19 protein-coding genes and 1 other RNA gene are annotated in these 25,119 nt (G+C 54.1%); 16 read left to right on the top strand and 4 right to left on the bottom strand.

Annotated elements, in window-relative coordinates:
* Window positions 1–7 precede the first annotated feature (7 nt).
* Window positions 8–376 (bottom strand): ATP-dependent Clp protease adapter ClpS, encoded by a 369-nt coding sequence (gene clpS, locus NQF89_RS06640; RefSeq protein WP_155579662.1) that lies wholly within the window; start codon window positions 374–376, stop codon window positions 8–10.
* A gap of 327 nt (window positions 377–703) precedes the next feature.
* Between clpS and NQF89_RS06635 the strand changes: the two genes are divergently transcribed.
* The 8 genes from NQF89_RS06635 to NQF89_RS06600 all read left to right on the top strand — a co-directional run bounded on the left by NQF89_RS06635 (window position 704) and on the right by NQF89_RS06600 (window position 8,459).
* Window positions 704–1,699 carry a D-alanyl-D-alanine carboxypeptidase family protein gene (locus tag NQF89_RS06635; RefSeq protein ID WP_155579661.1) on the top strand — a complete coding sequence of 332 codons (996 nt, stop codon included), beginning with the start codon at window positions 704–706 and terminating at the stop codon, window positions 1,697–1,699.
* Window positions 1,700–1,779: 80 nt separating this feature from the next.
* Window positions 1,780–2,580, top strand: a complete 801-nt coding sequence (gene map, locus NQF89_RS06630; RefSeq protein ID WP_099027019.1) for a type I methionyl aminopeptidase — start codon at window positions 1,780–1,782, stop codon at window positions 2,578–2,580.
* A 15-nt stretch (window positions 2,581–2,595) separates the two neighbouring features.
* The gene (gene ggt / locus NQF89_RS06625) at window positions 2,596–4,419 is read left to right on the top strand and encodes a gamma-glutamyltransferase (RefSeq protein WP_266137812.1); all 1,824 of its coding nucleotides are present in this window, start codon (window positions 2,596–2,598) and stop codon (window positions 4,417–4,419) included.
* A gap of 43 nt (window positions 4,420–4,462) precedes the next feature.
* Window positions 4,463–4,559, top strand: an RNA gene (ffs, locus tag NQF89_RS06620) — signal recognition particle sRNA small type.
* A gap of 97 nt (window positions 4,560–4,656) precedes the next feature.
* The gene (locus tag NQF89_RS06615; protein WP_266137811.1) at window positions 4,657–6,735 is read left to right on the top strand and encodes a DNA polymerase III subunit gamma/tau; all 2,079 of its coding nucleotides are present in this window, start codon (window positions 4,657–4,659) and stop codon (window positions 6,733–6,735) included.
* 27 nt (window positions 6,736–6,762) lie between these two features.
* Window positions 6,763–7,086, top strand: coding sequence for a YbaB/EbfC family nucleoid-associated protein (locus NQF89_RS06610; protein WP_099027016.1), 324 nt, complete (start codon window positions 6,763–6,765; stop codon window positions 7,084–7,086).
* A gap of 22 nt (window positions 7,087–7,108) precedes the next feature.
* On the top strand, window positions 7,109–7,705 hold the full coding sequence (gene recR / locus NQF89_RS06605; RefSeq protein ID WP_099027015.1) for a recombination mediator RecR: 597 nt from the start codon (window positions 7,109–7,111) through the stop codon (window positions 7,703–7,705).
* A gap of 1 nt (window position 7,706) precedes the next feature.
* Window positions 7,707–8,459 (top strand): SDR family oxidoreductase, encoded by a 753-nt coding sequence (locus tag NQF89_RS06600; protein WP_266137810.1) that lies wholly within the window; start codon window positions 7,707–7,709, stop codon window positions 8,457–8,459.
* Here the strand turns inward: NQF89_RS06600 and NQF89_RS06595 are convergent.
* Window positions 8,395–9,093: a hypothetical protein gene (locus NQF89_RS06595; RefSeq protein WP_099027013.1), complete on the bottom strand. Its 699-nt coding sequence runs from the start codon at window positions 9,091–9,093 to the stop codon at window positions 8,395–8,397. The genes NQF89_RS06600 and NQF89_RS06595 overlap by 65 nt on opposite strands.
* On the bottom strand, window positions 9,080–9,376 hold the full coding sequence (locus tag NQF89_RS06590; protein WP_155573835.1) for an FYDLN acid domain-containing protein: 297 nt from the start codon (window positions 9,374–9,376) through the stop codon (window positions 9,080–9,082). The genes NQF89_RS06595 and NQF89_RS06590 overlap by 14 nt, the downstream gene beginning before the upstream one ends.
* 166 nt (window positions 9,377–9,542) lie before the next feature.
* On the opposite strand from NQF89_RS06590, the gene aroA reads away from it, so the two are divergent.
* From aroA to NQF89_RS06560, 6 genes are all read left to right on the top strand, one after another.
* Entirely contained in the window at window positions 9,543–10,871 is a 1,329-nt protein-coding gene (gene aroA / locus NQF89_RS06585) for a 3-phosphoshikimate 1-carboxyvinyltransferase (protein ID WP_099027012.1), read from the top strand.
* Window positions 10,868–11,521 (top strand): (d)CMP kinase, encoded by a 654-nt coding sequence (cmk, locus tag NQF89_RS06580; RefSeq protein WP_196424786.1) that lies wholly within the window; start codon window positions 10,868–10,870, stop codon window positions 11,519–11,521. The genes aroA and cmk overlap by 4 nt, the downstream gene beginning before the upstream one ends.
* Window positions 11,522–11,769: 248 nt before the next feature.
* Entirely contained in the window at window positions 11,770–13,479 is a 1,710-nt protein-coding gene (gene rpsA / locus NQF89_RS06575) for a 30S ribosomal protein S1 (RefSeq protein WP_155573834.1), read from the top strand.
* A 184-nt stretch (window positions 13,480–13,663) separates the two neighbouring features.
* Complete coding sequence (locus NQF89_RS06570) at window positions 13,664–17,044, top strand: glycosyltransferase family protein (protein WP_266137809.1); 3,381 nt, start codon at window positions 13,664–13,666, stop codon at window positions 17,042–17,044.
* On the top strand, window positions 17,041–20,061 hold the full coding sequence (locus NQF89_RS06565) for a glycosyltransferase (RefSeq protein WP_266137808.1): 3,021 nt from the start codon (window positions 17,041–17,043) through the stop codon (window positions 20,059–20,061). Before NQF89_RS06570 ends, NQF89_RS06565 begins: the two co-directional genes overlap by 4 nt.
* A gap of 33 nt (window positions 20,062–20,094) precedes the next feature.
* The gene (locus NQF89_RS06560) at window positions 20,095–21,123 is read left to right on the top strand and encodes a CgeB family protein (protein ID WP_155573832.1); all 1,029 of its coding nucleotides are present in this window, start codon (window positions 20,095–20,097) and stop codon (window positions 21,121–21,123) included.
* An 83-nt stretch (window positions 21,124–21,206) separates the two neighbouring features.
* Here the strand turns inward: NQF89_RS06560 and NQF89_RS06555 are convergent, their stop codons facing one another.
* Window positions 21,207–23,927 (bottom strand): M16 family metallopeptidase, encoded by a 2,721-nt coding sequence (locus tag NQF89_RS06555; RefSeq protein WP_266137807.1) that lies wholly within the window; start codon window positions 23,925–23,927, stop codon window positions 21,207–21,209.
* A gap of 121 nt (window positions 23,928–24,048) precedes the next feature.
* On the opposite strand from NQF89_RS06555, the gene NQF89_RS06550 reads away from it, so the two are divergent.
* Both NQF89_RS06550 and NQF89_RS06545 read left to right on the top strand, forming a co-directional pair.
* Window positions 24,049–24,579 (top strand): hypothetical protein, encoded by a 531-nt coding sequence (locus tag NQF89_RS06550; protein ID WP_143813650.1) that lies wholly within the window; start codon window positions 24,049–24,051, stop codon window positions 24,577–24,579.
* On the top strand, window positions 24,566–25,048 hold the full coding sequence (locus NQF89_RS06545) for an MliC family protein (RefSeq protein ID WP_155573830.1): 483 nt from the start codon (window positions 24,566–24,568) through the stop codon (window positions 25,046–25,048). The genes NQF89_RS06550 and NQF89_RS06545 overlap by 14 nt, the downstream gene beginning before the upstream one ends.
* Window positions 25,049–25,119: the final 71 nt, after the last annotated feature.

The following is a 25,119-nucleotide window of genomic DNA, read 5'->3' as shown; positions in this document are numbered from 1 at the left end:
AATGCGTTTACGCTTTCTCAAGGGTGCATTGCAGAGGATGTTGGTTTTGCTGGGCTAGGTCCATGACTTGCCCGATTTTGGTTTCAGCAATCTCATAGGTGAAGATGCCACAAACCCCACTACCACGATTATGAACCTCCAGCATAATATGGCGGGCTTCATCAGGTGATTTGGCAAAATAACGCTCTAAGATAAATATAACGAAGTCCATTGGCGTATAATCATCGTTAAGGAGCAGAACTTTATACATAGAGGGATAAGTAAGTTCTGTTTTTTGGTTGGTAAGTGCATCTTCTTGCACTGCACAAACAGGCACGTCTGGGTTGGCATCGTCTATAGGAGGGTGCGATGTTGCTCCGTAGGGCCTGCGCTGCATGGGGTGTCTCCTAATAATTCGCGAGGGCTGGCTATTACTTTAGCAGGAAAAAGTAAGAATCCTATGGGATGATAGCGTACAGCACAGCTGCATTGCATTGGCGCGATTCGTCACAAGGGGCTGTTTGCTAGGTCTTTTAGCGGAGAGAGAGGGGAGATCCTTTATAAGAACGTAACATAGATGTGATGAAGTGCTGGTCAATGATTAAAGAATCTTTAAATGTTGAACATCTGTGTGGAAATTAGCTAGACAGGCTACAAAAGAAGGTTCTAAAAAATGCCTTATTCTGCGTCTTCTGCCCTGTTTCTGTAAGGATAATTTGTCCTGATGCACTCGCTCTTTCGCCGTACTTTGTTATCGTTTGCTGTGGGCTTGGTAACGTTCGCTGGTACAGCGCGAGCGCAGTTTGCAGGCCATGTGTCTTCCATTGTCCTAAATGCGCGGACAGGAGCTGTGCTTTCGGAGGAAGATGCGGATCTTCAGCGTTATCCCGCATCTCTTACAAAAATGATGACATTATATCTCACCTTCCAAGCGTTGGAGCGTGGGACCATTACGTTGGATGATGAGATGCCTGTCTCCATCCATGCCTCTGTACAAGCACCTTCCAAATTAGGGCTAAGGCCGGGTACGCATCTTACAGTGGAGCAAGCGATTCTCGCTTTGGTGACAAAGTCCGCTAATGATGCCGCTTGTGTGCTGGGCGAGTATCTTGGTAGTGGGGATGAAACACGCTTTGCGGCGCATATGACCTTCCAAGCGCGTCGTTTGGGGATGGCCCATACGACCTTCCGCAATGCGTCTGGTTTGCCAGACCCTGATCAAGTGACGACAGCACGGGATTTAGGCGTGCTTGCTCGCTCTCTGTTGCGGGATTATCCGCAATATTATCATTATTTCGGTGTGCGGCAATTTGCTTTCCGCCGTCATATGATTCCAAATCATGACCCGCTTTTGGGTGTGTATCAGGGGGCGGATGGTTTCAAGACAGGCTATACCGATCTTGCTGGCCATAATCTTGTAAGCTCCGCCCAACAAGGGGAGACGCGTTTAATCGCTGTTGAGATGGGGGCTTCTAGCAATACTAGCCGTAATGAGACGATGATTTCTTTGTTGAATGATGGCTTCTCCAAAGCGGGTCAGACGCCGTTGCCTCTCCTCCAGAAGCCGGGGGCTTATGCTGTGGCATGGCGTGGGGAGCATCGTGCTGTGCGCGGTCGGCATTTGCATCGTGATGTTATGTTAGTAAGTTATCATGCTCATGCAGCCTCGCGCGGGTTGCATCATGCGTGGGCCTCCCATCGTGGGCATCATCGCTCCTAATCTCGTGGTGATGAGGATGATTGCCAGAGGGGTGCATGGGTAAGGGGCTTTTTAAGTAAGTATAAGGACTATCAAACGGTATGGCTTCTCAAGATGGGCGTAATATCCAGCATTATACGGCAGAGGATTTTAAGCACCTCAAAGCGGCGGGGCAGTTAGCCGCGGCAACGCTGGATATGATTACCGAGCATGTCCGCCCCGGTATTACAACGGGTGAGTTGGATAAAATCATCCATGATTATACGTTAGCTCATGGGGCCACACCGGCTCCTTTGAATTATCATGGCTTTCCTAAGTCATGCTGTATTTCGCTGAACCATGTTGTCTGTCATGGCATCCCTGGTGAGCGGCGTTTGCAGGAAGGTGATGTACTTAATATTGATGTCACTTCCATCTTAAACGGGTGGTATGGTGATACATCGCGCATGTATGTGGTGGGCAAGCCCCCGCGCAAAGCAGAGAAATTGATCGACTTGACCTATCAAGCCCTTATGCTGGGGATAGAGCAGGTCCGCCCCGGTGCAACGCTGGGGGATATTGGTTATGCCATTCAAAGCTTTGCGGAGAAGCATCGCCTTGGTGTCGTGCGGGATTTTTGTGGGCATGGCATTGGGCGTAGTTTCCATGAAGCCCCGAGTGTTCTCCATTACGGGCGGCCCGGTCAGGGCACGGTTTTGGAGGCAGGTATGGTCTTCACCATTGAGCCTATGTTGAATCTCGGTAAGCCGGATGTGAAAGTCCTCGCTGATGAATGGACAGCTGTGACGCGGGATCGCTCTTTGTCCGCTCAATTTGAGCATCAGCTTGGTGTGACAGAAGATGGGTACGAGATTTTTACTCTCTCACCGCGTGGTTACACAAAGCCGCCTTACGCTGTTTAAGGGGGTAGAGGGGGTATGATGGCGTGGCGTAAGAGAGCAATGCGGCTGGTTATCGGGGCATTGTGCGTTGGCATGGTGCCTTTTTGCCAAGCAGAGCCGCTTAGTGCCGACCATGACCCCCTTGCTTATGGGCCAGATACAACCCGCCCCGGCCTTTTGGTTAGAGGGGAGCGGGGGATGGTGGTCTCCGCTCAGCATTTAGCCTCAGAGGCAGGAGCGCGTATTTTGCGTGAAGGCGGTAATGCAGCAGATGCGGCGGTGGCTGTTGGTTATGCGTTAGCCGTCGTTTATCCCGCAGCGGGAAATCTGGGTGGGGGTGGGTTTATGACCCTTCGCCCCTCGCATGGCCCAGCTGTGTTTATCGACTTCCGCGAACATGCCCCTTTGCGGGCACAGCCTGATATGTATGTAGATGCTGCAGGGCATGTGAAGCCGGGCCTCTCTACCATTGGTTGGCAAGCTGTGGCGGTACCGGGGACGGTTGCCGGGTTGGAGGCTGTGCGTAAACGCTGGGGGCGGTTAAGCCGTGCGCAGGATATGGCCCCAGCCATTGCTCTCGCACGAGATGGCTTTGTGCTGGAGGAAGGCGATGTGGAGCTTTTGCATACATCGACAGATTATTTCCGCCAAGATGAGTATGCGCGCAGTATTTTCCTTCGCCCTGATGGGTCAGAGCTTGCTGTAGGGGACCGGCTTATCCAGCCCGGTTTAGCGCGCTCTTTAGCGTTAATTGCTCAACAAGGTGACCGCGCATTTTATCACGGACCGATTGCGGCGGAGATTTTGCGTGTGGCTCGCTTAGGGGGTGGCTTGCTTACAGAGGCGGACTTCCACGCCTATAAGCCGCGTTTTATGGAGCCCATACGGTGTGCTTATCGGGGCTATCAGATTGAGACTGCCCCGCCCCCAAGTGGGGGTGGTGTTGCGCTATGTGAGATTCTGAACATCCTCTCTGGCTATAATATGACCCAGTTGGGGTTACATAGCGCGCAAGCTGTGCGTTACGAGATTGAGGCGATGCGCCATGCTTATTCTGACAGGCGTGACCTTGGCGACCCCGCTTTTGTGCAAAATCCGGTCTCTTATTTAACAGACCCCGCCTATGCGGCACAGATTCGCGCAGCTTTACCAGCGCATCATGCTATTTCATCCGATGCTTTGTTTGTCGGTCAGCCCGGCCCTAGCCATGTGGCCCATGCTGGGGTGGAGCCAGCGGAGGAGAAGCATGAGACAACGCATTTCTCCACTATTGATGCCCAAGGTATGGCGGTCTCCACAACCTATACGCTCAATGGTTGGTTTGGGGCTGGCGTTATGGGCGGGCGGACCGGCATTTGGATGAATGATGAGATGGATGATTTTTCCATCAAGCCTGGTGAGCCGAATATGTTTGGCCTTGTTGGGTCTGCGGCTAATGCGATTGCCCCGGGTAAGACGCCTCTTTCCTCCATGTCGCCTACGATTATTAGCCGTGAGGGCAAGGTGGTTATGGTCACTGGTAGCCCCGGCGGGTCGCGTATTCCGACCATTGTGCTTTCAAGCTTATTGGGGGTGGTGGATTACGGGTTGGATTTGGCCCAAGCGGTTGATCTCCCACGCCTGCATGAGCAATGGAAGCCAGATAGTGTGGAGATGGAGAGCGGCGCGCTTAGCCCCGAGGTGCAAAAGACGTTGGAGCATATGGGGTATCATTTCATCGCGCATCGCCCATGGGGGATTACAGAGGCAATTCTGGTGGGTGGGCCACGTTTGGGTATGCAGCCTTCTGCTAAGGCGGTCGGGCCGTTTTACGGGGTGGCGGACCCGCGCCATCCCGGTGGTGGGGCTGTCGCTCCGTAAAGGGCTTGCCATCCCCCCCACCTTTCATGCTAGAAGCCGCGTGGGAGATCGGCCCTGGGCGGTTGACTTGCGAACCCGGTCAGGCCCGGAAGGGAGCAGCCGTAGTGAGATCGTATCGGGTCGGGTGTCCGGTCTTCCACCTGTTAGGCTTTGGAGGTACAAAGTCTGCAGGCTTAGAGAAATGCCCTCCGCGTGGTCTTTTCCAGAACATGAGAGCTGTGGGAGGCCAGAACAGCCGTGACGGATGATGATGCTTTGCCCCTTCCCCCGGAAGAAGGTGGTGCAGGCTTTTTTGGTGATGCTGCCCCGCTGGAGGCTGCTCCCTCGGCAGGGGAGGGTACGCCTTATCGTGTTTTAGCGCGTAAATATCGCCCCCAAACATTTGATGACCTCATCGGCCAAGAGAGTTTAGTCCGTATTTTACGGCGGGCTTTTGCTGTGGGGCGTGTGGCACATGCCTTTATGCTGACAGGGGTGCGCGGTGTGGGTAAGACCACAACCGCTCGGATTATTGCCCGCGCGCTTAATTGTGTCGGGCCAGATGGTAAAGGCGGCCCAACAGCGGAGCCATGCGGAGTTTGCCCTAATTGTAAGGCTATTTTGGCGGACCGTCACCCCGATGTGCTGGAGATGGACGCAGCCTCTCGCACAGGTGTGGATGATGTGCGCGAGATTATTGAGGCCTCCCGCTTCCGCCCTATGCAAGCGCGGACGAAGGTCTTTGTTATTGACGAAGTGCATATGCTCTCGCGCAATGCGTTTAACGCGTTGCTTAAAACGCTAGAGGAACCTCCCGCGCAGGTAACGTTCATTTTCGCTACGACAGAATTGCGGAAGGTTCCTGTCACGGTCTTATCGCGCTGTCAGCGTTTTGACCTCCAACGTGTACCGCAAGCTATGTTGGCTGAGCATTTTGCGCGCATTGCCCAAAAAGAAGGGGCAACGCTGGAGGAAGGGGCTTTATCGCTCATCGCGCGTGCAGCTGATGGCTCGGTGCGTGATGGGTTGTCATTGCTTGACCAAGCGATTGCCCAAGGGGCGTCCGATACTGCTGCGGTAGCGGATATGCTTGGTCTAGCAGACCGTGGCTTGGTGTTCGACCTCTTAGAGGCGGCTTTGCGTGGGCAGGTGGCTGAGGTCCTCACCATGGCAGGGCAAGCCTATGCCCGGGGGGCAGACCTTGGCGTGTTGCTGACCGATGTGCTGGATGTGCTGCATCTGCTCTCGCGCCTTAAGGCCCTGCCTAGCCTGCGCGAAGGGAACGAGCTGCCAGAGATGGAGCGTGTTCGTGGTGGGGTGATTATTGAGCATGTCGGGGCGAGCGTTTTAGGTCGTGCATGGCAATTAGTGCTGAAAGGTCTGGCAGAGGTCGATATGGCCCCCGACCGCCGTCAAGCGGCCGAAATGGTTTTGATTCGCCTCTGCCATGCAAGTTTACTGCCAACCCCTGCACATTTGGTGCGTCAGTTGCAGGAGGTTCCCGCAGCAGAGCTTCATAAAACGGCGGGAGGAGCGCACCCAAACGGGCCATCTGGTGGGGCGTCACCTCGTGGGGCGGCAGGGCCAGCGGAGCATATGGGGCAACAGCAGCTTCCCTCAAGCCGTGCCGTGGCAACGCCTTCTTCTACAGCGTCTCATCAGGGGCAGAATGTACCTTCTGGCCCCGTAGTGCGGGGGAGTGCGATGGCGCAGCCACAGTCTGCTATGGAGGCAGAGGCGCAAACCAGCCCCGCCCCGCAGCCTTTGCGCTTAGCAACCGAGAATGGGAGCACCGTTGCTGCACCAATCATGCCTCAACCGACCTTAGGTGAGGCGGAAGGGAGTATTCCCCCCATGCCGCGTAGCTGGCGGGAAATGGTGGCGTTGGTAGGCCAGCAAAAAGAGGCGCATCTTCATGGTGTGTTGCGTCATTTGGGGCATTTGGTAGAGTTTGCCCCGCCCCGCGTTGTGTTGCGCATTGCTGATGAGGATAAGGAGCGTAAAAGGCAGGCTTTTCGGACGCTTATCGCGCTGTTAGAGCGGCTTTATCCCGGCCGGTGGGAGGTTCTGCCCTCCGAGGCGGCGGGGGAGCCGACATTAGATGAGCAGGGGGCGGAGATTATTGCTTTGCATAAGGATAAAGCAAAGCAACATCCGCTTGTTAAAGCGATTTTACAGCGTTTTCCCAAAGCAGAAATTGGCGAGGTGCGAGATCATACGTTGGATGATTATGGCCTCCCACCAGAGATGATTGTTCCATTAGGGGAGGATGTCCCCCCTGGTTTTGAGTTCGCCCCACCGGATGCCGATTATGCCGATGAGGATGAGTTTGAATAAGCAGCCCTTTTTTGGAGGAGTGATGTTATGAAGAATCTGGCTGGTATGATGAAGCAGGCCACCCAAATGCAAGCCCGCATGAAGGAAGCCCAAGCGAAGTTGGAACGCTTGGAGATCGAGGGTACGGCAGGTAATGGCCTTGTTCGTTTGAGCATGACGGGGAAAGGCGTGTTGAAAGCCATTACTATCGACCCCAAATTGGCAGACCCAGAGGATATGGAAACATTGCAGGATTTAATCCTGGCCGCTTTTGCTGATGCACGCACAAAGGTTGAAGCTACCAGTGCTGAGGAGATGAAGCAGGTGACAGGTGGGTTGCAGTTACCACCGGGCATGGACTTGCCCTTCTAAAAAGTGAGGACCATCATAGACCGTGCGTATAAGCCCTGAGATTGACGCTCTTATCACTCGTCTTGCCCGCTTACCCGGCCTTGGCCCACGCTCGGCACGGCGGGCGGCCTTAGCCCTTTTGCAAGCCCCAGAGACACGTTTACAGCCCTTGATGGGGGCGATGCAGCAGGCCGCGCAGACGATTCAAACCTGCCCAGAATGTGGCAATTTGGATAGCTGTAGCCCCTGCTCTCTTTGTGCGGACCCGCAGCGTGATGGGTCTGTCATTTGTGTGGTGGAGAGTGTGGGTGATTTATGGGCGTTGGAGCGTGCAGGGATGCATCGCGGGCGGTATCAGGTGTTAGGTGGGGTTCTTTCTGCTCTTTCAGGCTGCGGGCCGGAGGATTTAAACCTTGAGGGCTTGATGAAGCATGTGGAGCAAGGCGCGGTGAAGGAGGTTATCCTTGCCCTAGGGGCCACGGTGGAAGGGGCAACAACGGCTCATTGGCTGCAAGAAAAGCTCGCCCCTTACCCGGTGATTGTGAGCCGGTTGGGTCATGGCGTCCCGATGGGCGGGGCGTTAGATGTGTTAGATGAAGGCACATTGGCTGCGGCTATGTCCTCACGCAAGGCGTTATAGGATGGTGGGTCTCTCGCCCCACATGCCGCGTGTGGCGTTAGTGACGGGTGGAGCGCGGCGTCTTGGCCGGGCAATGGTGGAGATGCTGGCAGCGGAAGGATTTGCCGTTGCTATCCATTATCGTAACAGCCGGGATGAGGCCGAAGGCCTATTGCGCCAGATTGGCGGGCGGGGCTGTGTGGTGCAGGCAGACCTTGCCGATGAGGCCGCCTTATTGCCGATGATGGAGCATGTTATCGCCCAGCTTGGCACGCTGGGGGTGCTCATCAATAATGCATCAGTGTTTGAGCGGGATGAGTTTGGCAGTGTGACGCGTCAGAGTTGGGATGCACATATGGAGCCAAATCTCCGTGCGCCTTTTGTGCTCTCCCAAGCCATGGCGGAGGCCCTGCCAGAGGGGGCTGAAGGTCTGATTGTGAATATGTTGGACCAACGCGTATGGAATCTCACGCCGCATTTTGTCAGCTATACAGTAGCGCGCTCTGCTTTATGGAGCTTGACGCGTACGATGGCTTTGGGGTTGGCCCCACGCGTGCGGGTAAATGCGATTGGCCCCGGCCCGGTCTTGCCGGCTGCTGGGCAGTCTTTGGAGCATTTTGAGGCGATGTGCCAGCGTACACCGCTGCATCGTGGGGCAGATGTTGAGGAAATTGCGGCGATTGCCCGCATGTTCCTCATGCTGCCATCTGTTACGGGGCAGATGCTCGCCCCTGATGGGGGACAACATTTAAACTGGTCGCCCCCGGCGTTGTAACAGGCGTTAGAGCCGCGCGGTTATAGCGTTCTATCAGATACGCCAAAGGCTTGCCGTCTGCTTTGCGGCGAAGAATGGCGCGATTTTCTATGATGATAAGCGGCGGGAGGCTCCCCATAGGGCGACTCAGACGTTGGCGATAGAAATGCCCTTCCCCCACAGCGCGGCCAAAGGGTGTATGACCATCGGCTAAAAGTGTGCGTGCTTGTGGGGTGAGGCGGTCTGGTAGGTAAAGATTCCACGCTTCGGAAAGTGCCGTACCTTCACAGAGGAGGAGTACATGGCGGGTGGTTAAGTGGCCATCAGAAGGGGCGTTGAGGGCATGACGTGCCTCATTATGGAGGGAAGCCGGAGCGTCTGCGCCTAATAAGCGTGCCGTTATGGGGATAGGGCAGCGTTGTTGTAACACAGCCGTGGCACTATCGCGTTGGTTTAGCTCTTGGGTGAGGGTGGCTATTGCGGTGGGCTGTGCCATGATGGGGAGCGGAATGGCAGCGCAGCCTAGAAAATGGGCAATAGAAAAAAGCCGCACCCAAGGGAGGATACGGCTTTTGCCGGGGAGGTGCGCAAGGGCCTCCCCTTTAGGGGGGCATGACCCCGGATGAGCATGAGAGCGTGATTTAGGAGTCGTCACGCTCATCTTTATCGGTTGAGACCTCAATATCTTTGCTGATGTCATCGTCATCATCCAAATCATCATCCTCGCCTGTATCGAGGTCCACATCATCCTCGTGGTCCTCTTGGGAGAGGTTTTTGTCTTTCTCGTCTGCGAGCTCGTCCTCTTTCTTCAAGCGGGAGAGGTGGCTTGGCTGGGTTGTGCCGCATTTAGGGCAGACAACTGGCATGTTGTTGAGGTCATAAAAGCGCGCATTACAATCGACGCAAGTTCGTTTCAGACCGAGTTCTGGTTTTGCCATAATCTTGGAAGCCCGTATTGCCACAAAAGAGAAGTGTTTGGCCCATGCCACCGAAATGCCCGCCTGTCAAATCATTCATGATAAGGAAGGGGACAGACTTTTCCCTTTAGATGCTGTAACCTCGCAGAATCAAACGCTCTAAACCGAGATAATGTGACGTAAAATTATGACAGCACAACGCCCTTTGATAGTTTCCTCTGCTCCTGCTGGCTTAGCGGGGCGGGTCCGTGTGCCGGGGGATAAATCCATCAGCCATCGTGCCTTGATGTTCGCAGCCCTTGCAGAAGGACGGACGCACATTACCGGCTTATTGGAGGGAGAAGATGTTCTCCGCACGGCTGAGGCTATGCGCGCTTTAGGGGCCAAGGTAACACGCAAGGACACGCAATGGGTTGTGGAGGGCTGTGGCGTAGCTGGGCTTAAAGAGCCTGCCGATGTGCTGGATATGGGTAATTCTGGTACAGCAGCGCGGCTTTTGAGCGGTGTGCTGGCAACGCATCCTTTTATGAGCATCATGACAGGTGATGCCTCATTGCGCAGTCGGCCTATGGGGCGTGTGAGCGTGCCTTTGGCCGAGACAGGGGCGCGATTCGTCACCCGTGCGGGGCAGAAGCTGCCTATGGCTGTGGAGGGGACTGGTAAAGGCAAGCCATTGCATTATCGCTTGCCAGTGGCCTCGGCCCAAGTGAAGTCCGCTATCCTGCTCGCAGGGTTGAATTGCGAAGGAGAAACCGTGGTGGAGGAGCCCGCCCCGACGCGCGATCATACCGAGAATATGCTCCGTCATTTCGGCACAGAGGTGAAGGTGGAGGAGCTACCAGAGGCAGGGCGGCGCATCACGCTAAAAGGTCCAGCGCGTTTGGTGGCTCAGGATGTGTTGGTACCGGGGGATCCATCATCAGCGGCTTTCCCCGTTGTGGCGGCGTTGCTTGTGCCGGGGTCGTCCATTGTTATAGAGGCTGTGGGGCAGAATCCGTTACGTACAGGCCTCTTTAAAACCCTCAAGGAGATGGGGGCCTCACTAGAGATACGCGATGAGCGCATTGAGGGCGGGGAAGTCATTGGGGACCTTCATGTGCGCGCTGGGCGGCTAAAGGGTGTTGATGTACCTGCCATACGCGTGCCCTCCATGATTGATGAATATCCGATTCTCGCTGTGGCCTGTGCTTTTGCGGAGGGGACATCACGCTTGCGCGGCCTTGCCGAATTGCGGGTGAAGGAGAGTGACCGCCTCGCTTCCACCGTAGCGTTGCTAGAGGCAAATGGCGCAAAGGTGCAGGTGGAAGGTGATGATGTGATTATTGAGGGCCAAGCCCGCCTCCCCGGTGGTGGGCATGTGCAAACCCATATGGACCATCGTTTAGCGATGAGTGCTACCGTGTTAGGGCTTGCGGCAGAAAAACCCGTCCATATTGATGATACAGCGTTTATCGAGACGAGCTTCCCCGGTTTTGTGGCCTTGATGAATCACCTTGGTGCGGGGCTTACGGCATGAGCAAGCATGGCATGAAATACCCTATCATCGCGATTGATGGGCCTGCGGCGGCGGGGAAGGGGACATTAGCGCGGCAATTAGCGGAGGTACTGGCTTTGCCTTACCTTGATACCGGGTTGCTATACCGCGCTGTGGCTCGCCGTGTGCTAAACCAAGGTGGTGACCCCGCCCATGACGGGCCAGAGCAAGCTCGCCAGCTTATGCCAGAGGATATGCGCCGCGATGATTTACGCACGCCAGAGGTGGATCGTGCAGCCTCTCTCGTGGCAAAGGAGCCAGAGGTCCGCGCAGCGTTGCTAGAGCGGCAACGTCTCTTTGCCCGTGCGCGTGGCGCGGTTGTGGATGGGCGGGATATTGGTACGGTCGTCTTCCCCCAAGCTACGGCGAAGTTTTTTATTACGGCCTCGCCAGAGGTCCGCGCCCAGCGGCGTTACATCCAGCGTTATGGCCAGTCTTGTACCGATTCGGCAGCGTTAGCGGCGGAAGTGGCCGCCATTAATGCGCGCGATGGGCAGGATGCCTCACGTCAAACGGCTCCGCTTCGTCCTGCGGAGGATGCTGTGCAGATTTTGACTGATGGGCTTGATGCCGCTGCCGTGTTAGAGAAAGTATGCCAGATTTTGCAGGAGAAAGGGATTATTCGGGTGTGATTTCACACTTCGTTATTGACAGTCCCCCCTCCAAGCGTGTTGTGGTGGTAGCGTAATATTACACAACCCGTAATGTTACGGCCTTATATGCCTAAAACGGGAATATAAGGTATTGTGATGATGATAACTTCCACTCCGGGTTGTGGGGTTGGGAGGAGACGCTGTTTCTTGAGGCTTCGATAGTCGGGGGAATAGCGCATAGCTGAGTGTCGGGCATAGGCTGCGACGCTCTGGAATGCTGGAAATACATGGCTTCTGCCACTCAGAATACACCGGAACACGGTAAAGAAGATTTTGCAGCCCTGTTGGAAGAGACATTGGGCAGCGACAGTGCGTTTGATGGCACTGTTGTCCGCGGTCGCGTTATCCGCCTGACGGATGACCATGTGATTGTGGATGTTGGCCTCAAGAGTGAAGGCCGCGTGGCTCTGCGTGAGTTTGGCCCGCCGGGTGCAACACCGGACATTAAGCCGGGCGATGAGTTTGAGCTGTTCATTGAACGCTACGAGGATCGCGATGGCTCCATCGTTCTTTCACGCGAGAAGGCTCGCCGTGAAGAAGCATGGACTGCACTAGAAGGCGCATTCGCTCATAATCAGCGTGTTAATGGCACGATTTATGGTCGCGTGAAGGGTGGTTTCACGGTGGATCTAGGCGGGGCGATGGCCTTCTTGCCGGGTAGCCAGGTGGATATCCGCCCCGTGCGTGATGTCGGGCCGTTGATGGGCCAGCCGCAGCCTTTCCAGATTCTGAAGATGGATCGTGCGCGTGGTAACATTGTCGTCTCCCGCCGCGCTGTGCTGGAGGAGACCCGTGCCGAGCAGCGTTCTGAGTTGATTCAGGGCCTGAAGGAAGGGATGATCCTTGATGGCGTGGTCAAGAACATCACCGATTACGGTGCGTTCGTTGATCTCGGCGGTGTGGATGGTCTGCTGCATGTGACAGATATTGCGTGGAAGCGCATTAATCATCCGTCCGAAGCGTTGCAGATTGGCCAGCCCGTTCGCGTGCAGGTGATCCGCTTTAACTCCGATACACAGCGTATCTCCTTGGGGATGAAGCAGCTTGAGGCTGACCCATGGGAGAATGTGGCTGTTAAGTATCCTGTCAATGCGCGCTTTACAGGCCGCGTGACCAACATCACCGATTACGGTGCATTTGTTGAGCTGGAGCCGGGCGTTGAAGGTCTGGTTCATGTCTCTGAGATGTCCTGGACGAAGAAGAACGTCCATCCGGGCAAGATCGTGGCTACCTCTCAGGAGGTTGAGGTCATGGTGCTGGATGTCGATAGCGCAAAACGCCGTATCTCTCTGGGGCTGAAGCAAGTTCAGCGCAATCCTTGGGAGCAGTTCGCTGAGGAGCATAAAGTTGGCTCCATCATCGAAGGTGAGATCCGCAACATCACAGAGTTCGGCCTGTTCATTGGTCTGTCTGCCGATATTGATGGCATGGTCCATATGTCCGACCTCTCTTGGGATGAGTCCGGCGAGGAGGTCATGAAGCGTTACGACAAGGGCCAAGTCGTTCAGGCTAAGGTTCTTGACGTTGATGCTGAGAAAGAGCGTATCTCTCTCGGTATTAAACAGCTTCAGGAAGACCCTGCTGCCGATGTGCTGGAGCGCATTAATAAAGGTGATGTCGTAACCTGTGTTGTGACTGCTGTGCAGAGCAACGGGATCGAGGTCAAGGTTGATGATGTGCTGACAGGCTTCATCCGCCGTGGTGAGCTGGCCCGCGATAAGAGCGAGCAGCGTCCAGAGCGTTTTGCCGTTGGTGAGAAGGTCGATGCCAAGGTTGTTGGCCTAGACCGTGCTTCTCGTAAGCTGGCATTGACGATTCGCGGTCGTGAGGTTGAGGAAGATAAACAAGCCATTGATGAGTATGGTTCTTCTGATTCCGGGGCGTCTTTGGGTGATATTCTGGGTGCGGCTATTCGTCGTCGTAGCTCAGAGGACTGAGGCGTCTAACCTAAAGCAGGGAGGGGGCTTGCGTCTTTCCCCTGTCTAAGGCGATAAGGGGGTGGCCGGTTGTGGTCACCCTCTTGTTGTTTCATCCTAATAAGAGTGATAAATCGCCGCTTAGTAATGAAATGAGATGGGCATTCGCTGCATGATGCAATATTTTTGGAGCGCGGAGTTATAAATGGCGGTTATCTACAATACGAATTATACACATAATCCGAATGCCTATTTGACCCTTGCTATTCAGCGTGCGGCAGAGGATCTGTTCGGCAAAGAGAATATCTTTGTTGCTGATAATATGAGCCTTGCTGGGGTTGCGGCCTCTGGTCAGCATGACACGTTGCTTTGTATTGATGGTCAGCGGCTTAATCAGGCTTTGATTCGCCGTGTGCGTCCTGCCTTTAAGACTGTAATTTTATGGACGTTTGAAGATCCCTTTATGAGGGAGTTTAACGCCCAAGCAGCTTCGTTATTTGATTATATCTTTACTAATGATCCTTCTTGCGTAGAGGCTTATCAGGGTAAGGGGCATTATCTCCCGCTTGCGGCAAGCCAGAGTCTGCATGAGCGCAAAGTGCGGGCATTGCCTGATTGCGATTATGATTTGTTTTTTGCTGGAACAATGTGGCCTAACCGCGTACGGACCTTGCGGCGTGTTTTGGCGAGCTTTCCGGATGTTCGGTTAAAGTTAGTATGTCCCGGTAACGAGTTTTTACCCCCTCTGCCAGAGGATATTGCAGCCCTTGCTTTGCAACGGCCTGTAAGTCATGAAGCGTTTATTGACTTTGCTAATGTAAGTGCTGTCGCGCTGACGATGTTCCGTGATTATGCAAGTCATGGTGATGTCAGCCAAGCGACAGCACCCGGCCCTCGTTATTTTGAGCTGGGATTAGCGGGTACGGCGCAAGTGGTCGAAGTTGCGCCGGGGATGGATGCTAATTGCTTTAAAAGTGTAGAAGGGGTTCATCTCGCTCATAATGATGATGAGGTTGTCGAGAACATCGCACGGCTCCTCAATAATGCGGCCTTGCGGAAACGCTCTGCCGTTAGTGCTCAGGAAGCTGTTTTAAAACAGCATCTTTATGAGCATCGCTTGCAAAAAATCCAAGAGATTACAAAGGCGGAGTTCAAGCGGACTTTTCCAGCGGATGTTCTGTCCAGCCCCCGGCGTAGCCGTTTGCGTGTGTTGATGTGTACGCATTCCACAATTCATGAGCAAGTGTGGGGTGGGGTAGAGGTTTATCAGCGGGAGTTGTGCGCAGCTCTTGGGCGTGAGGTTGAGTTTTATTTCTGGTTAAGGCGGGGGGCGTTTTGTCGTCTTCTCTCTGCTAATGGGCATGAGCTAGAACGCTTTGATATTGCTGAGCATGACTGGCAAGATATTGTGTGCGATGCGCAGGAGGAGACGGCGTTCTCCAGCGTGTTGAGTCAATATAACATTGATGTTGTTCATTTCCAGCATCTTGGCCACCATGCGTTGTCATTGCCGTTAATTGCAAAAGCCAATGGGACGGGGGTGCTATTCTCCGCGCATGATTTTTGGCTTGTTTCCTCGCGTTATAACTTACTGAATCAAGATATGCGCTATGTTGAGGGGGAGTTTTACTCCGTCCTTGCAATGGATGTAATGCTCAAAATAGCTGAGGGGGTGGAATATGGCGGGGAGCAAACGCGCCGCGCCTTTATCGACCGGATGTTGCATCATGTTGATGCCATCATATTTGGGACAAACCATTCGCGTGACTTCATGCACCGGGTTTATCCTGTGCTGGATAAGAAGATTAGCTTGGTAAATGGGATTCCCAGCCCAGATGTGACGGTTCCAGTTGTTCCGAATAAATATGAGCCATTAGACCGCCGCCCTCTCGGTGTGGCGATTGTGGGTAATTTTGTACGAACAAAAGGGGCTGATACTGTCCTTGCCCTTATTGAGGCTGCCCATCCAGAGCATTTCCATTTTCATATCTTAGGGTACATTCACCCTGATTATCAGCCTGTGTTGGATGCGATGGAACGGCCTAATGTGACCGTTCATGGCCGGTATGATGTAGGTAGTACGGATGTGATGAAGCAGGCTGACGTTGCTTTGTTCTTGTCCATATGGCCGGAGACTTATTGCATTTCCCTCTCTGAGGCTTGGCAATATGGGCTTGTGCCTATTGTTACTGACGTTGGTGCGTTGCATGACCGCGTAACTGATGGGGTGAATGGTTATAAAATCCCCATTAGTCGGCCTGATATTGCTTTGGAACGATTGGAGCTTTTACGGTCTTCGGAAGAGATTCGTCATAAGATGATGAAGGCTATTGGACCAGAGCTTTGGACGCATGAGGGTGATTATGCGGCGGGCTTGCTCAAGCTGTACCATGATCTTGCACCGCGGCGTGTCTTGGGTGTTTCGGAGTTAATGCTTGATGCAGGGCAGATCCATCTCTTGCCTATCCCATCATGGAAGCACCAAGCCCCGCCGCGGCATATTTTTGATCCACCACTTATTCGTGACCTCTCAGTAAGCTTGCCTGCACAGATTACGGATTGGTTCGCCATCCAAGGGGCGCAATGTTACTTGGATGATATTTGCCATCATGTGTTGGTTGAGGGTGCAGAGAAGACCTTTAAACCTGCTGATGAGTTTCATGTGCGTGGCTGGCTCTTCTTGCCTGATGTCAGTACCTCTGGGCAGGTCTATGTCGTGTTGATTAGTGAAGATGACCCTAGCTCGTTAATTTTCATGAAGGCAGAGCGCGAGATTCGGACGGATATTTCGGAGCTTTTCGGCAGCGAAGTGCCGCGGCGTTCTGGTTTTTCAGCGAAGGTAGCGTTGCGTGGGAAATGGTGTGAGGGACGTTACCGCATCGGCATTATCAATGTGATTAATGGTCGCGGAGCCTTCCAGCTTTTATCTTATGGGATAGAGGTGGAAGAAGGCCGGGTGCAGAAGATTCTCGCTGAAAAACCGGAGAATAGCGTCATTCTGGCTGATTTCTTCCGTGTGACAAATGGGGATACTGTGCTGCGTGGTGTGCCCTTAGCCCGCTTCCCACGGGGGCGGTTATTTGCTCAAGAACGTGGCGAGCAGCTTTATTTCTTAGATCGCTTCGAGGTCCTTGGCGTAGGGGATAAAGAGGCTGTAGCCGCCACGCCAGAGGAGGAGCGTGGGGCTTTAGCCTTGCGGGGTTGGAGCTTCCTTAATGGCTTTGGCCGTTCTGGCATGCTTTATGCAGCGATGGTGAGTGATGAGAGCGATAAAGTGGTTCTTTTCGCTTTGGAGCGGTTTGCGCGAGATGATGTGCGTATGGTTCACGGGGATGCACCGCTTTGCTCCGGTTTTGAGGGGATATTGCACCCTTGGAAAGGCCAATTACATGCGCTGACGGGGACATGGCGTTGTGCGTTGGTCAATATCATTGGGGAGGTGTTTAGCATGGTGGTGACGGACCACGTCGTGCATATGGCGGACGGGCGGTGTCAGTCTGTCCAACGTAAAGAGCCAAAGGTCCAGCATGTTGAGCGGGTGCGGGCTTTGGTGTCAGAGCTTGCTGACCAACAGCCGAGTTTATGACAGCTATGCTTCCGCCCCTAGAGACCATTCCCCAAGAGGGGCGTATCCCATGTTGGAGGAGGTTTGAGAGCGACTGGTATAGGTTACGCTACCCCGATGTGGCTGAGCTTATGGCTCAGCATGGCTATGATGATGTGCAGCGTTTTTATGAGGAAATAGGCTGCCATCGGGGCCATTCTCCTAATCGGTATTTTGATGAGATGTGGTACAGGCAGGCTTACCCGGAGGTTCGCCGTGGTCTGTTGGAGCGGCGTTGGCCATCCGGGTTTGCTCACTATTGTGCTGGTGGCTATAAGCAGTGCTCCCCACATTGGTTGTTTGATGAAGCTGCCTATCGCCGCCGTTATGTCGCGTTAACGGGTCATTACCTTGCCGAGCAGGGCTTTTATAACGGGTATGATCATTACCTCTCTTATGGGGAGCAGCATGGCTTTAAGGCGGGGCCGTTTTGTGATGTCCGTCTCTTGCGGGCTATGGCGCGCCGTTATGAGGCATGGTTTGGCCCAGAAGGGTTATTAGCCTCATGGCTGGTTTTACCCTCTCATATTGCTGATGCCGCTCCAGCTTCATGGTATTTTGATGCCCCTTGGTATCTACAAACCTACCCAGAGGTGCAAGAGGCGATTGCAGCGGGGGAGTATAGTAATGCGTTGCATCATTATCTCACAAACCCCACACCGGAAGCGTTTAATCCCTCCCCGTGGTTTGATGAGGCTTATTACCGCGAGACATCGCCCGATATTCTGCCCTCTTTAGGGGGGGATGGTTTGCGTAATGGCTACGAGCATTTTGTGCGTTTTGGCGCGCATGAGGGGCGCAGCCCTGCAAAAGGGGTGGACCTTCATCGCTATAAGCAATGCCCGCTTGTATGGTTTGATTGCGATGGTGGGGTCTTTGAGAGCCCCTTTGCTCGTTTTGTGGCGGAGAAACATGGTCATGCTACACCGGCGGGGATAGATGACCCCGCAGTGTTGGAGGACCAAACACGTCAGCTTTTTCGTGATGATGCTGCGCTAGCATTGCCTCTCCTAGCACGTCAGAAGTTGGATTTCCGTGTGTGGGGGATGCCGGAGGTCAGCGTCATCATGGTGGTGCATGACCAGATAGACCTTACACTTCAGGCTCTTGCCTCTTTGCGGGGGAATTATGATGGGGCGATAGAGCTTATCCTTGTGGATTCTGGCTCTTGTGATGAAACAACGGGCTTAGAGACGCTTGTGGAAGGGGCTATCATTCTGCGCCACAAGGTCAATATTGGGTATTTGTTGGGGTGTAATGAAGCCTTGGCTCATGTCACAGCCCCGGCGGTTTTATATCTTAATAATGATGTTCGTTTGTACCCAGATGCGTTGCATCACGCTCTGAGGCGGCTTTATCGTGCGGAGACAACGGGGGCTGTGGCAGCGCGGCTTGTGCGGACGAATATGCAGCTGCAAGAGGCAGGGTCTATCATTTGGCGGGATGGTGCGACATATGGGTACCGCAGGCAGGATGACCCGAATATCCCAGAGGCTAGCTTTACGCGGGATGTTGATTATGGCTCGGCAGCGTTTTTGCTGGTTAAGGCGGGGTTGCTGCGCCGTTTAGGGGGGTATGATACGCGCTATTGGCCTGCTTATTTTGAGGATACGGATTTATGCGTTCGTCTCCAAAAAATTGGGGCGCGGATTGTGTATGAGCCATTGGCGATGGTTGAGCATTTGGAGTTTGGGAGTTCTGGCCAGAGTGGGTCGCATAGTTTGATCCAACGGCATTGGAAGGTCTTTGCCCAGCAACATCTGGAGTTCTTGCGTCATCAACAGCCTCGGCATATTCGTAATGCTCTTTTAGGGCGGGAGCGGCGCAGGCCGGATCGGCAGCGTGTGCTTTTGATAGAGGATCGAATCCCCTTGCGGGGGCTTGGCTCAGGTTATGTGCGTTCTAATGATATCGTGCGTGCGTTAGTAGCGTTGGATTATCATGTGACGGTCTTCCCCGTAATGCGCGAGCAACTGCCCGCCTTTTTGCTTTATCGGGACTTCCCAGAGGAGGTAGAGCTAGCCTTTGATCATGATATGTCCACCTTGCCAGCTTTCTTGGAGGAGCGTGCGGGTTATTATGATTTGCTGTGGGTGGGGCGGACTCATAATATGGCGCGCCTATTGCCAGTATTAAATGAAGCGAGCCGGTTTTTACCTCATTGTGGCTCTGTGTTGGATACAGAGGTTGTAGCGGCCCCAAGAACATTGTTGCAACAGGCGGTGACGGGCCTTTTGCCTGATGGAACGCCTGCGGCACCTGTTAAGGGTGAGGAGTATGAGCGAGCTTTGGATGCTCTCTTAACGGAGGAATTGCAAAGTGCCCATTACTGCCAGCAAATTATTGCCGTTACAGAGCATGATGCGGAGCTGATTCGCCGTGCAGGTTATGGCAATGTGATGGTGCTTGGCCATAGCATGGAGGTTGCGCCAACGCCACGGCCCTATGCGGAGCGGCGGGATATTCTCTTTTTAGGGGCGTTCCATAGTGAGCAGTCGCCTAATTATGATAGTATGACGTGGTTTGTAGAGGAGGTTTTGCCGCATCTAAAGGCTTTGCCAGAGGATGTGTGTTTGCATATAGCAGGCTATGTTCACCCCTCTGTTGATATGACGGCGTTAGGGCAGCATCCGCGTGTGGAAATTATAGGCCCTGTGGAGGACTTAACTGCCCTTTTTGACACATACCGGGTTTTTGTTGCACCAACCCGCTTTGCGGGGGGGCTGCCGTTTAAAGTGCAGGAAGCGGCTGCACGGGGGTTGCCGATGGTAGTGACGGACTTGCTGCGGGAGGAGGTCGGCTGGCAAACGGAGGAAAGCCTTTTGAGTGTTCCTGCTGATGAGCCTATGGCCTTCGCAGTGGCGGTAGAACGGCTATATAATGATGAGGCATTATGGCAGCGGCTTCGTCATTCTGCTTTAAAGGCTGTTCAGAAGGATACAGACCCGGAGCATTTCCGGCAGGCGTTACAACATATTGTGCAAGCCTCCTTGGGCTAATAGGGCAGAGAGAGCGAGAAAGTAGGAATTGCAATGAGCGCAGCGAAGAAACGGACCACAAATAAGGCAGCTCAAGCATCTGGTTCTGCCGAGACGCAAGGGCGTAAAGTGTTGCTCTGTAGTGGCGGACGCTATGAAAGCCATGCGAATGCTCAGGTGCGCGCGACCATCATGGATGGGTTGGAGGATTGCTTTGGCAAGGGGAATGTTGTTGCGGTTAATGTCGTCACAGCAGCCTCGGCTATCCGCGCTTTGGAGCCTACGTTGGTGTTTGCGATGGGCTCTTACTTGCCGGAGAGTACCTATTATGGGGAGATTGCGCGGGAGGCACGCCATGTAGGGGCGGTAACGGCCTTTTGGGCAACAGAGGACCCATACGAGCAGGATGCGAGCTATCAAATCGGGTATGATTTTGACGTCATCTTCTCGTGCGACCGCTGGGGGCATAATTTTTATCAGCGTGATAGGGTCTTTCATTTGCCTTTAGGGGCGTGCCCTAAGCTGCATTATGTCCCGCTGGAGCGGAATACGGACAAGACGATTGATGTGCTATTTTGTGGTGTGGCGTTTAGCTCACGCAAAGAGGTGATTCGTAATTTGATGCCTCTACTGCAACAGTTGAATATCCGTATCATCGGGCCGGGCTGGGGCGAGATGGGGATTGGCTTTTCTGATGCACGAATTGAAAAGCAACAGCTTATTGAGCTTTATAGCCGCTCCCGCCTTGTGTTGAATCTAGGGCGGTCTCTGCATTTTGAGAATAAACGCTTCGTCATTGCCCCTTCCACACCAGGGCCGCGGACCTTTGAGGCTGCAGCGGCAGGGGCCTTCCAAGTCTTTCATGAGGAGACTTATGAATTACGCCGCTATTATGATGCAGATGAGATTCCCGTTTTCTCCAACCGGGATGATTTTGAACGGATTATAAGCCGGTATTTGCGTGATGATGATTTACGTTTTGAGATGGCTAAAAAAGCGCAGGAGCGCACGATGAAGGAGCATCTCTACGGCCATCGCATCCGCCAAGCGGTGGAATATCTTAAAGCGGAGAAGCTGCTTTAAGCTGTTTTGCGCTAAAGGGAGTAGCGATGGAAAGGGCACCCGCTGGGGGTGCCCTTTTTGTTATGGGGTTGTTATGGGGCTGCTTAGTGCTGCGGCTTTGTGTGTGGGGCTGGCCCCATGATGATACGCGCCATATCCGCCGGGCGGACCCATTTAGCAAAAGCTTTCTGCACATCTGCGGCACTGAGTTCATATACAGCTTTCGCAGCTTGGTCAGGGCTATCAAGTGGGAGGCCGAGGTCAATGAGGGAGAGCCATTGCCCAGCAAGGGAGCTAAAGCTGGCGCGGCTCATAGGGAAGCTACGCAGCAAGCTAGCCTTGGCGAGGTCTAGCACATCGGCCGAGACGGGTGTTGTCCGCAAGCTTTCAAGGTCTTTTAGTGCAAGAGCTTGGGCGGCGGAGACTTTAGCGGGGTCTGCTCCAAAGGTGATGGAGATGGTACTGCGCGTACGGCTATAATTAAGCTGGCTACCCACACTATAAACATACCCCGTGCGGACGCGGAGGTCCTGCATTAAGCGGGAGGAGAAGCCATCCCCAAGGATGGTATTGCCAACGGCAAGAGCGTGACGGTCTGGGTTGGTGATAGTCAGGCCCAATGTTTCAGTCAATGTAACATGGTCTTGGGAGCGACCCGGGTCCGCTACCACGGCTTGGCTTGCCCGGCTGAGGGGAACAGCTGGGAGGTCTAGCTTAGGGGTGGGGCCTTCGGCCTTCCAGTCCCCAAAAGCGGCCATGATTTTTTGGCGTGCTTCCTCTGGGGGGATGTCGCCAATAATGACGATGGTTGTAAGGTCTGGCCGGTAGGCTTGTTTATAGTAGGTTTTGACATCTTCAAGGCTAAGAGCGCGGATGCTCTCTGGTGTGGCCTCGCGGAGTGTGGGGTCCGTAGCGGGGACGAGGGCCTTACGCACCGCACGGCCAAAATGATAGGCCGGGGATTGGAGTGTCCCTTTCTGGCTACGGGCTTCTTGCTCCCGTGTGATGCGGAAGGCGTCCTCTGGGAAGGCAGGGTGAAGCTCATGTTCCGCAAGGAGGGATAGCCCTGCTGGGAAGGATTCCGTCAATGTGCTGAGGGTGAAGCTGCTCCCAGCATTTTCCTCAGCTGAGATGTCGTCCAACGCACGGGCAAGGGCCAAGCGGTCATGCTGTGTGCTGCCATAGAGGAAGAGTTGGTCGGTTAGAGAGGCAACGCCATCCTTCCCCTGCGGCTGTTGTAAGGAGGGTGTCTGGCGGATTGTGCCGTAAAGCTCAATGGTGTGGCTAACATGCTCAGGCTGAACAATCAGCCGCAGCCCATTTGGTAGGATTGTCGCATAAGGTTGGGGTGAGGCTGGGGGGAGGCTCAGCCGTGCGAGGGCTTGCTCGGCCCAATCAGGGAGGGTGACATGCTCTTTGGGAGGATTAGTGAAGGATTCTGCCCCGCCAAAGCCTTTATCGGCCAAGGGCTTGCCGGAATTGCTCGGGGTGAGTGTGGCACTAATAGCATGGTCAGGCTTTAGCCATTCCTGCGCGAGGGCATCAATCTCGGCCTTTGTAACGGTTTGGAAGGCGCGTATCATATCGCGTGGGTTGTGTAGATGTTGGATGGCAACAGCTTGTGACCAGCTTTCAGCCTGCCCGCTAATGCTGTTGGCATTAAACTCCAATGCGGCAATTTCGCGCCGCCGGGCAGCCTCGATGAGGTCTGCGGGGAGGCCCGTTGTGCGGTAATGCTCCATAATTGCGGCCATTTGGGCCCGGAGGGGGGCTGGGTCACCCCCTTGGGGGAAGGCGGCATAGACGGTGGCAATGCCGCCTTGGGCGTCTGGGTCGTATAAAAAGCCAGTCTCTAACGCTTTGCCTTGGGGAACGAGGGCAAAAAGGTCGCCTCGCTGGCTGGAGAGTACATCAGCCAGCAAGGTGGCAGCAGCAAAGCGCGGGTCACGCTGGCCGGGCATTTGCCAGGCGCGTGTGACTAACCCCACAGGGAGGTCGGTCGGCAAGGCAAGCTCATGCGGGGTGACGGGCTTGGGGGTAAATTGTGGGCGCGCAGGCAGAGGGCGCGCGGCCAAAGCCCCAAAGGCCTTCTCAACAAGGGCTAAGGTGTGGGTTGGTTCAACATCCCCCGTGATGATGAGGACGGCATTATTGGGAGCATACCAATCTTTATAAAATTGCCGTAATTGCTCAACCGTTGTGGCATCGAAGGAAGGACGGCTGCCAAGGGCATCAGCCTCATAAGGTGTGCCTTTATAGAGCAAGCCGCGCACTTGCGACATATAGCGATAAATGGGGCTGGAAAGGTCGCGTGAGACTTCTTGCTCAATCGCGCCGCGCTCATGGGCCCATTCATCTTTGCTGAGGGTGAGGCCTTCCATTCGCCCTGCCTCAATGCGGAGGAGAATGTCTAAATCACTTGCAGGGGCTGTGAAGTAATATTGGGTGACATCCGAGGTTGTATCGGCATTATCATTATTGCCTAACCGTGCGCTGAGGGTAGCAAGCTGGTCCCGGCTTAAGGTTTGGGAGCCATTGAACATCATATGCTCTAGCGCATGGGCCGTACCGGGGAAGCCAGCCGGCGCATTGACCGAGCCGACCTCATAATTCATCATGGTTTGCACGACAGGGGCGAGGTGGTTCTGGATGATGATAACCCGCAAGCCATTTTTGAGAGTCGCGCGGGTGACCCCGGCTTCATCCTGCTGTGTGGTCTGCGGTGCGGTGGGGGCCGGTTGCGCAAAGGCCGCATAAGCTGGGAGGCCGCCTGCTAGGAGAGAGGCTGCTAATAAAGCAGAGCGGAAGAGTGTAGGCCGGGGCATGAGGTATATATCCTTTGATGGCAAGGAGAGGCGGCTTATCGTTAAGAGGAGGGGTTTATTATCCTCCATCTCTATAAGGGATTATGCTAGGCAATGCTGGCATGGAATGGAAGAGGGCGGAATGAAAGCAGATTTTCTAAAAGCGATTGATGATTTTATTTTGGATAGGCTGTTTCAACCTCTGGTGGACCGTCTGCCAGAGGAAACATCCGCTTGGAATATCGGCATCAGTTTTGAGCTTGGGTCTGTTCTTTTACAAGTTGTCTGCCTTTTAGCTCCGTTACTCCTCTACGGGGCAACGCTGGGTGAAAGTGTGGAAGCTATTTTGGTGCTGCTTTGTAGCATCATGTTGTTTATTGGCTTCCAGCGGTTCCAGACCTTAGTAAGGCCGAATATGATGAACCCTCTAAGGCCGATGATGTATAGCTTGCGTGTGGTGTGTCTTGGGTTTTTGCTCTACGAGACCATCTCGCTATTTGTGGGGGCAGCCAAGCCACAAATGTGGTTATGGGACCGCTTGGGCTTATTATCGCAGCTGACTTTCGTTGTGGGGCTGTATTTTATGGCATGCCAAATGCCCCCGCCCGGTGCGCGTCAGGCGCGTAAACGCCGCACAGTGATAAAGGGAGTTGTGTCTGATGGGGTGCAGTAAGATGCTGAAACAGCAAAGTCGTTTATGGTTATGTGGGGTTGCGGCTTTCATGTGTGTAAGTTCTATGGCCATGGCAAAGCCTGCCCATAAGGGGGAGAATCATTTGCTCATCCCCCTCCCAGCGGATGAAACAGTCGGGCGGCAGGATGTGACCTATAATTGCACTGTGGATAATGAGAAGGCCGGGGATGATGTCCGCTCTTTACGGACTTCCCTGCCAGCAAAGCCGTTTACGGTCACATATTATAGTGCGGATATCATGGCCCTTGCCATATTGCCTGTGGATGGACGGGTGATGGTGTTTGCCAATGTTGTCGCTGGTGATGGCGCGAAATATGTCGCAGACCGCTATAGCTGGTGGTCCAAAGGCGATGAGGTCACGTTCGCTCGGGAGGATAAAGAGGGTACGGCTTTTACCTGCCATGTTGTGCCTTCTGGTAAAAGCGATAAGCCAACATCAAGCCATTAAGGCTATTATAGGATGGGTCCATTAAAAAAGGCTCTTTCCCATTAAAGGGAAGAGCCTTTTTGCTGTGGGGG

Origin of the sequence: Bombella pollinis, assembly GCF_026385485.1 — a bacterium.
Classification (GTDB): domain Bacteria; phylum Pseudomonadota; class Alphaproteobacteria; order Acetobacterales; family Acetobacteraceae; genus Bombella; species Bombella pollinis.
This window is presented reverse-complemented; position numbering and strand designations above follow the sequence as displayed.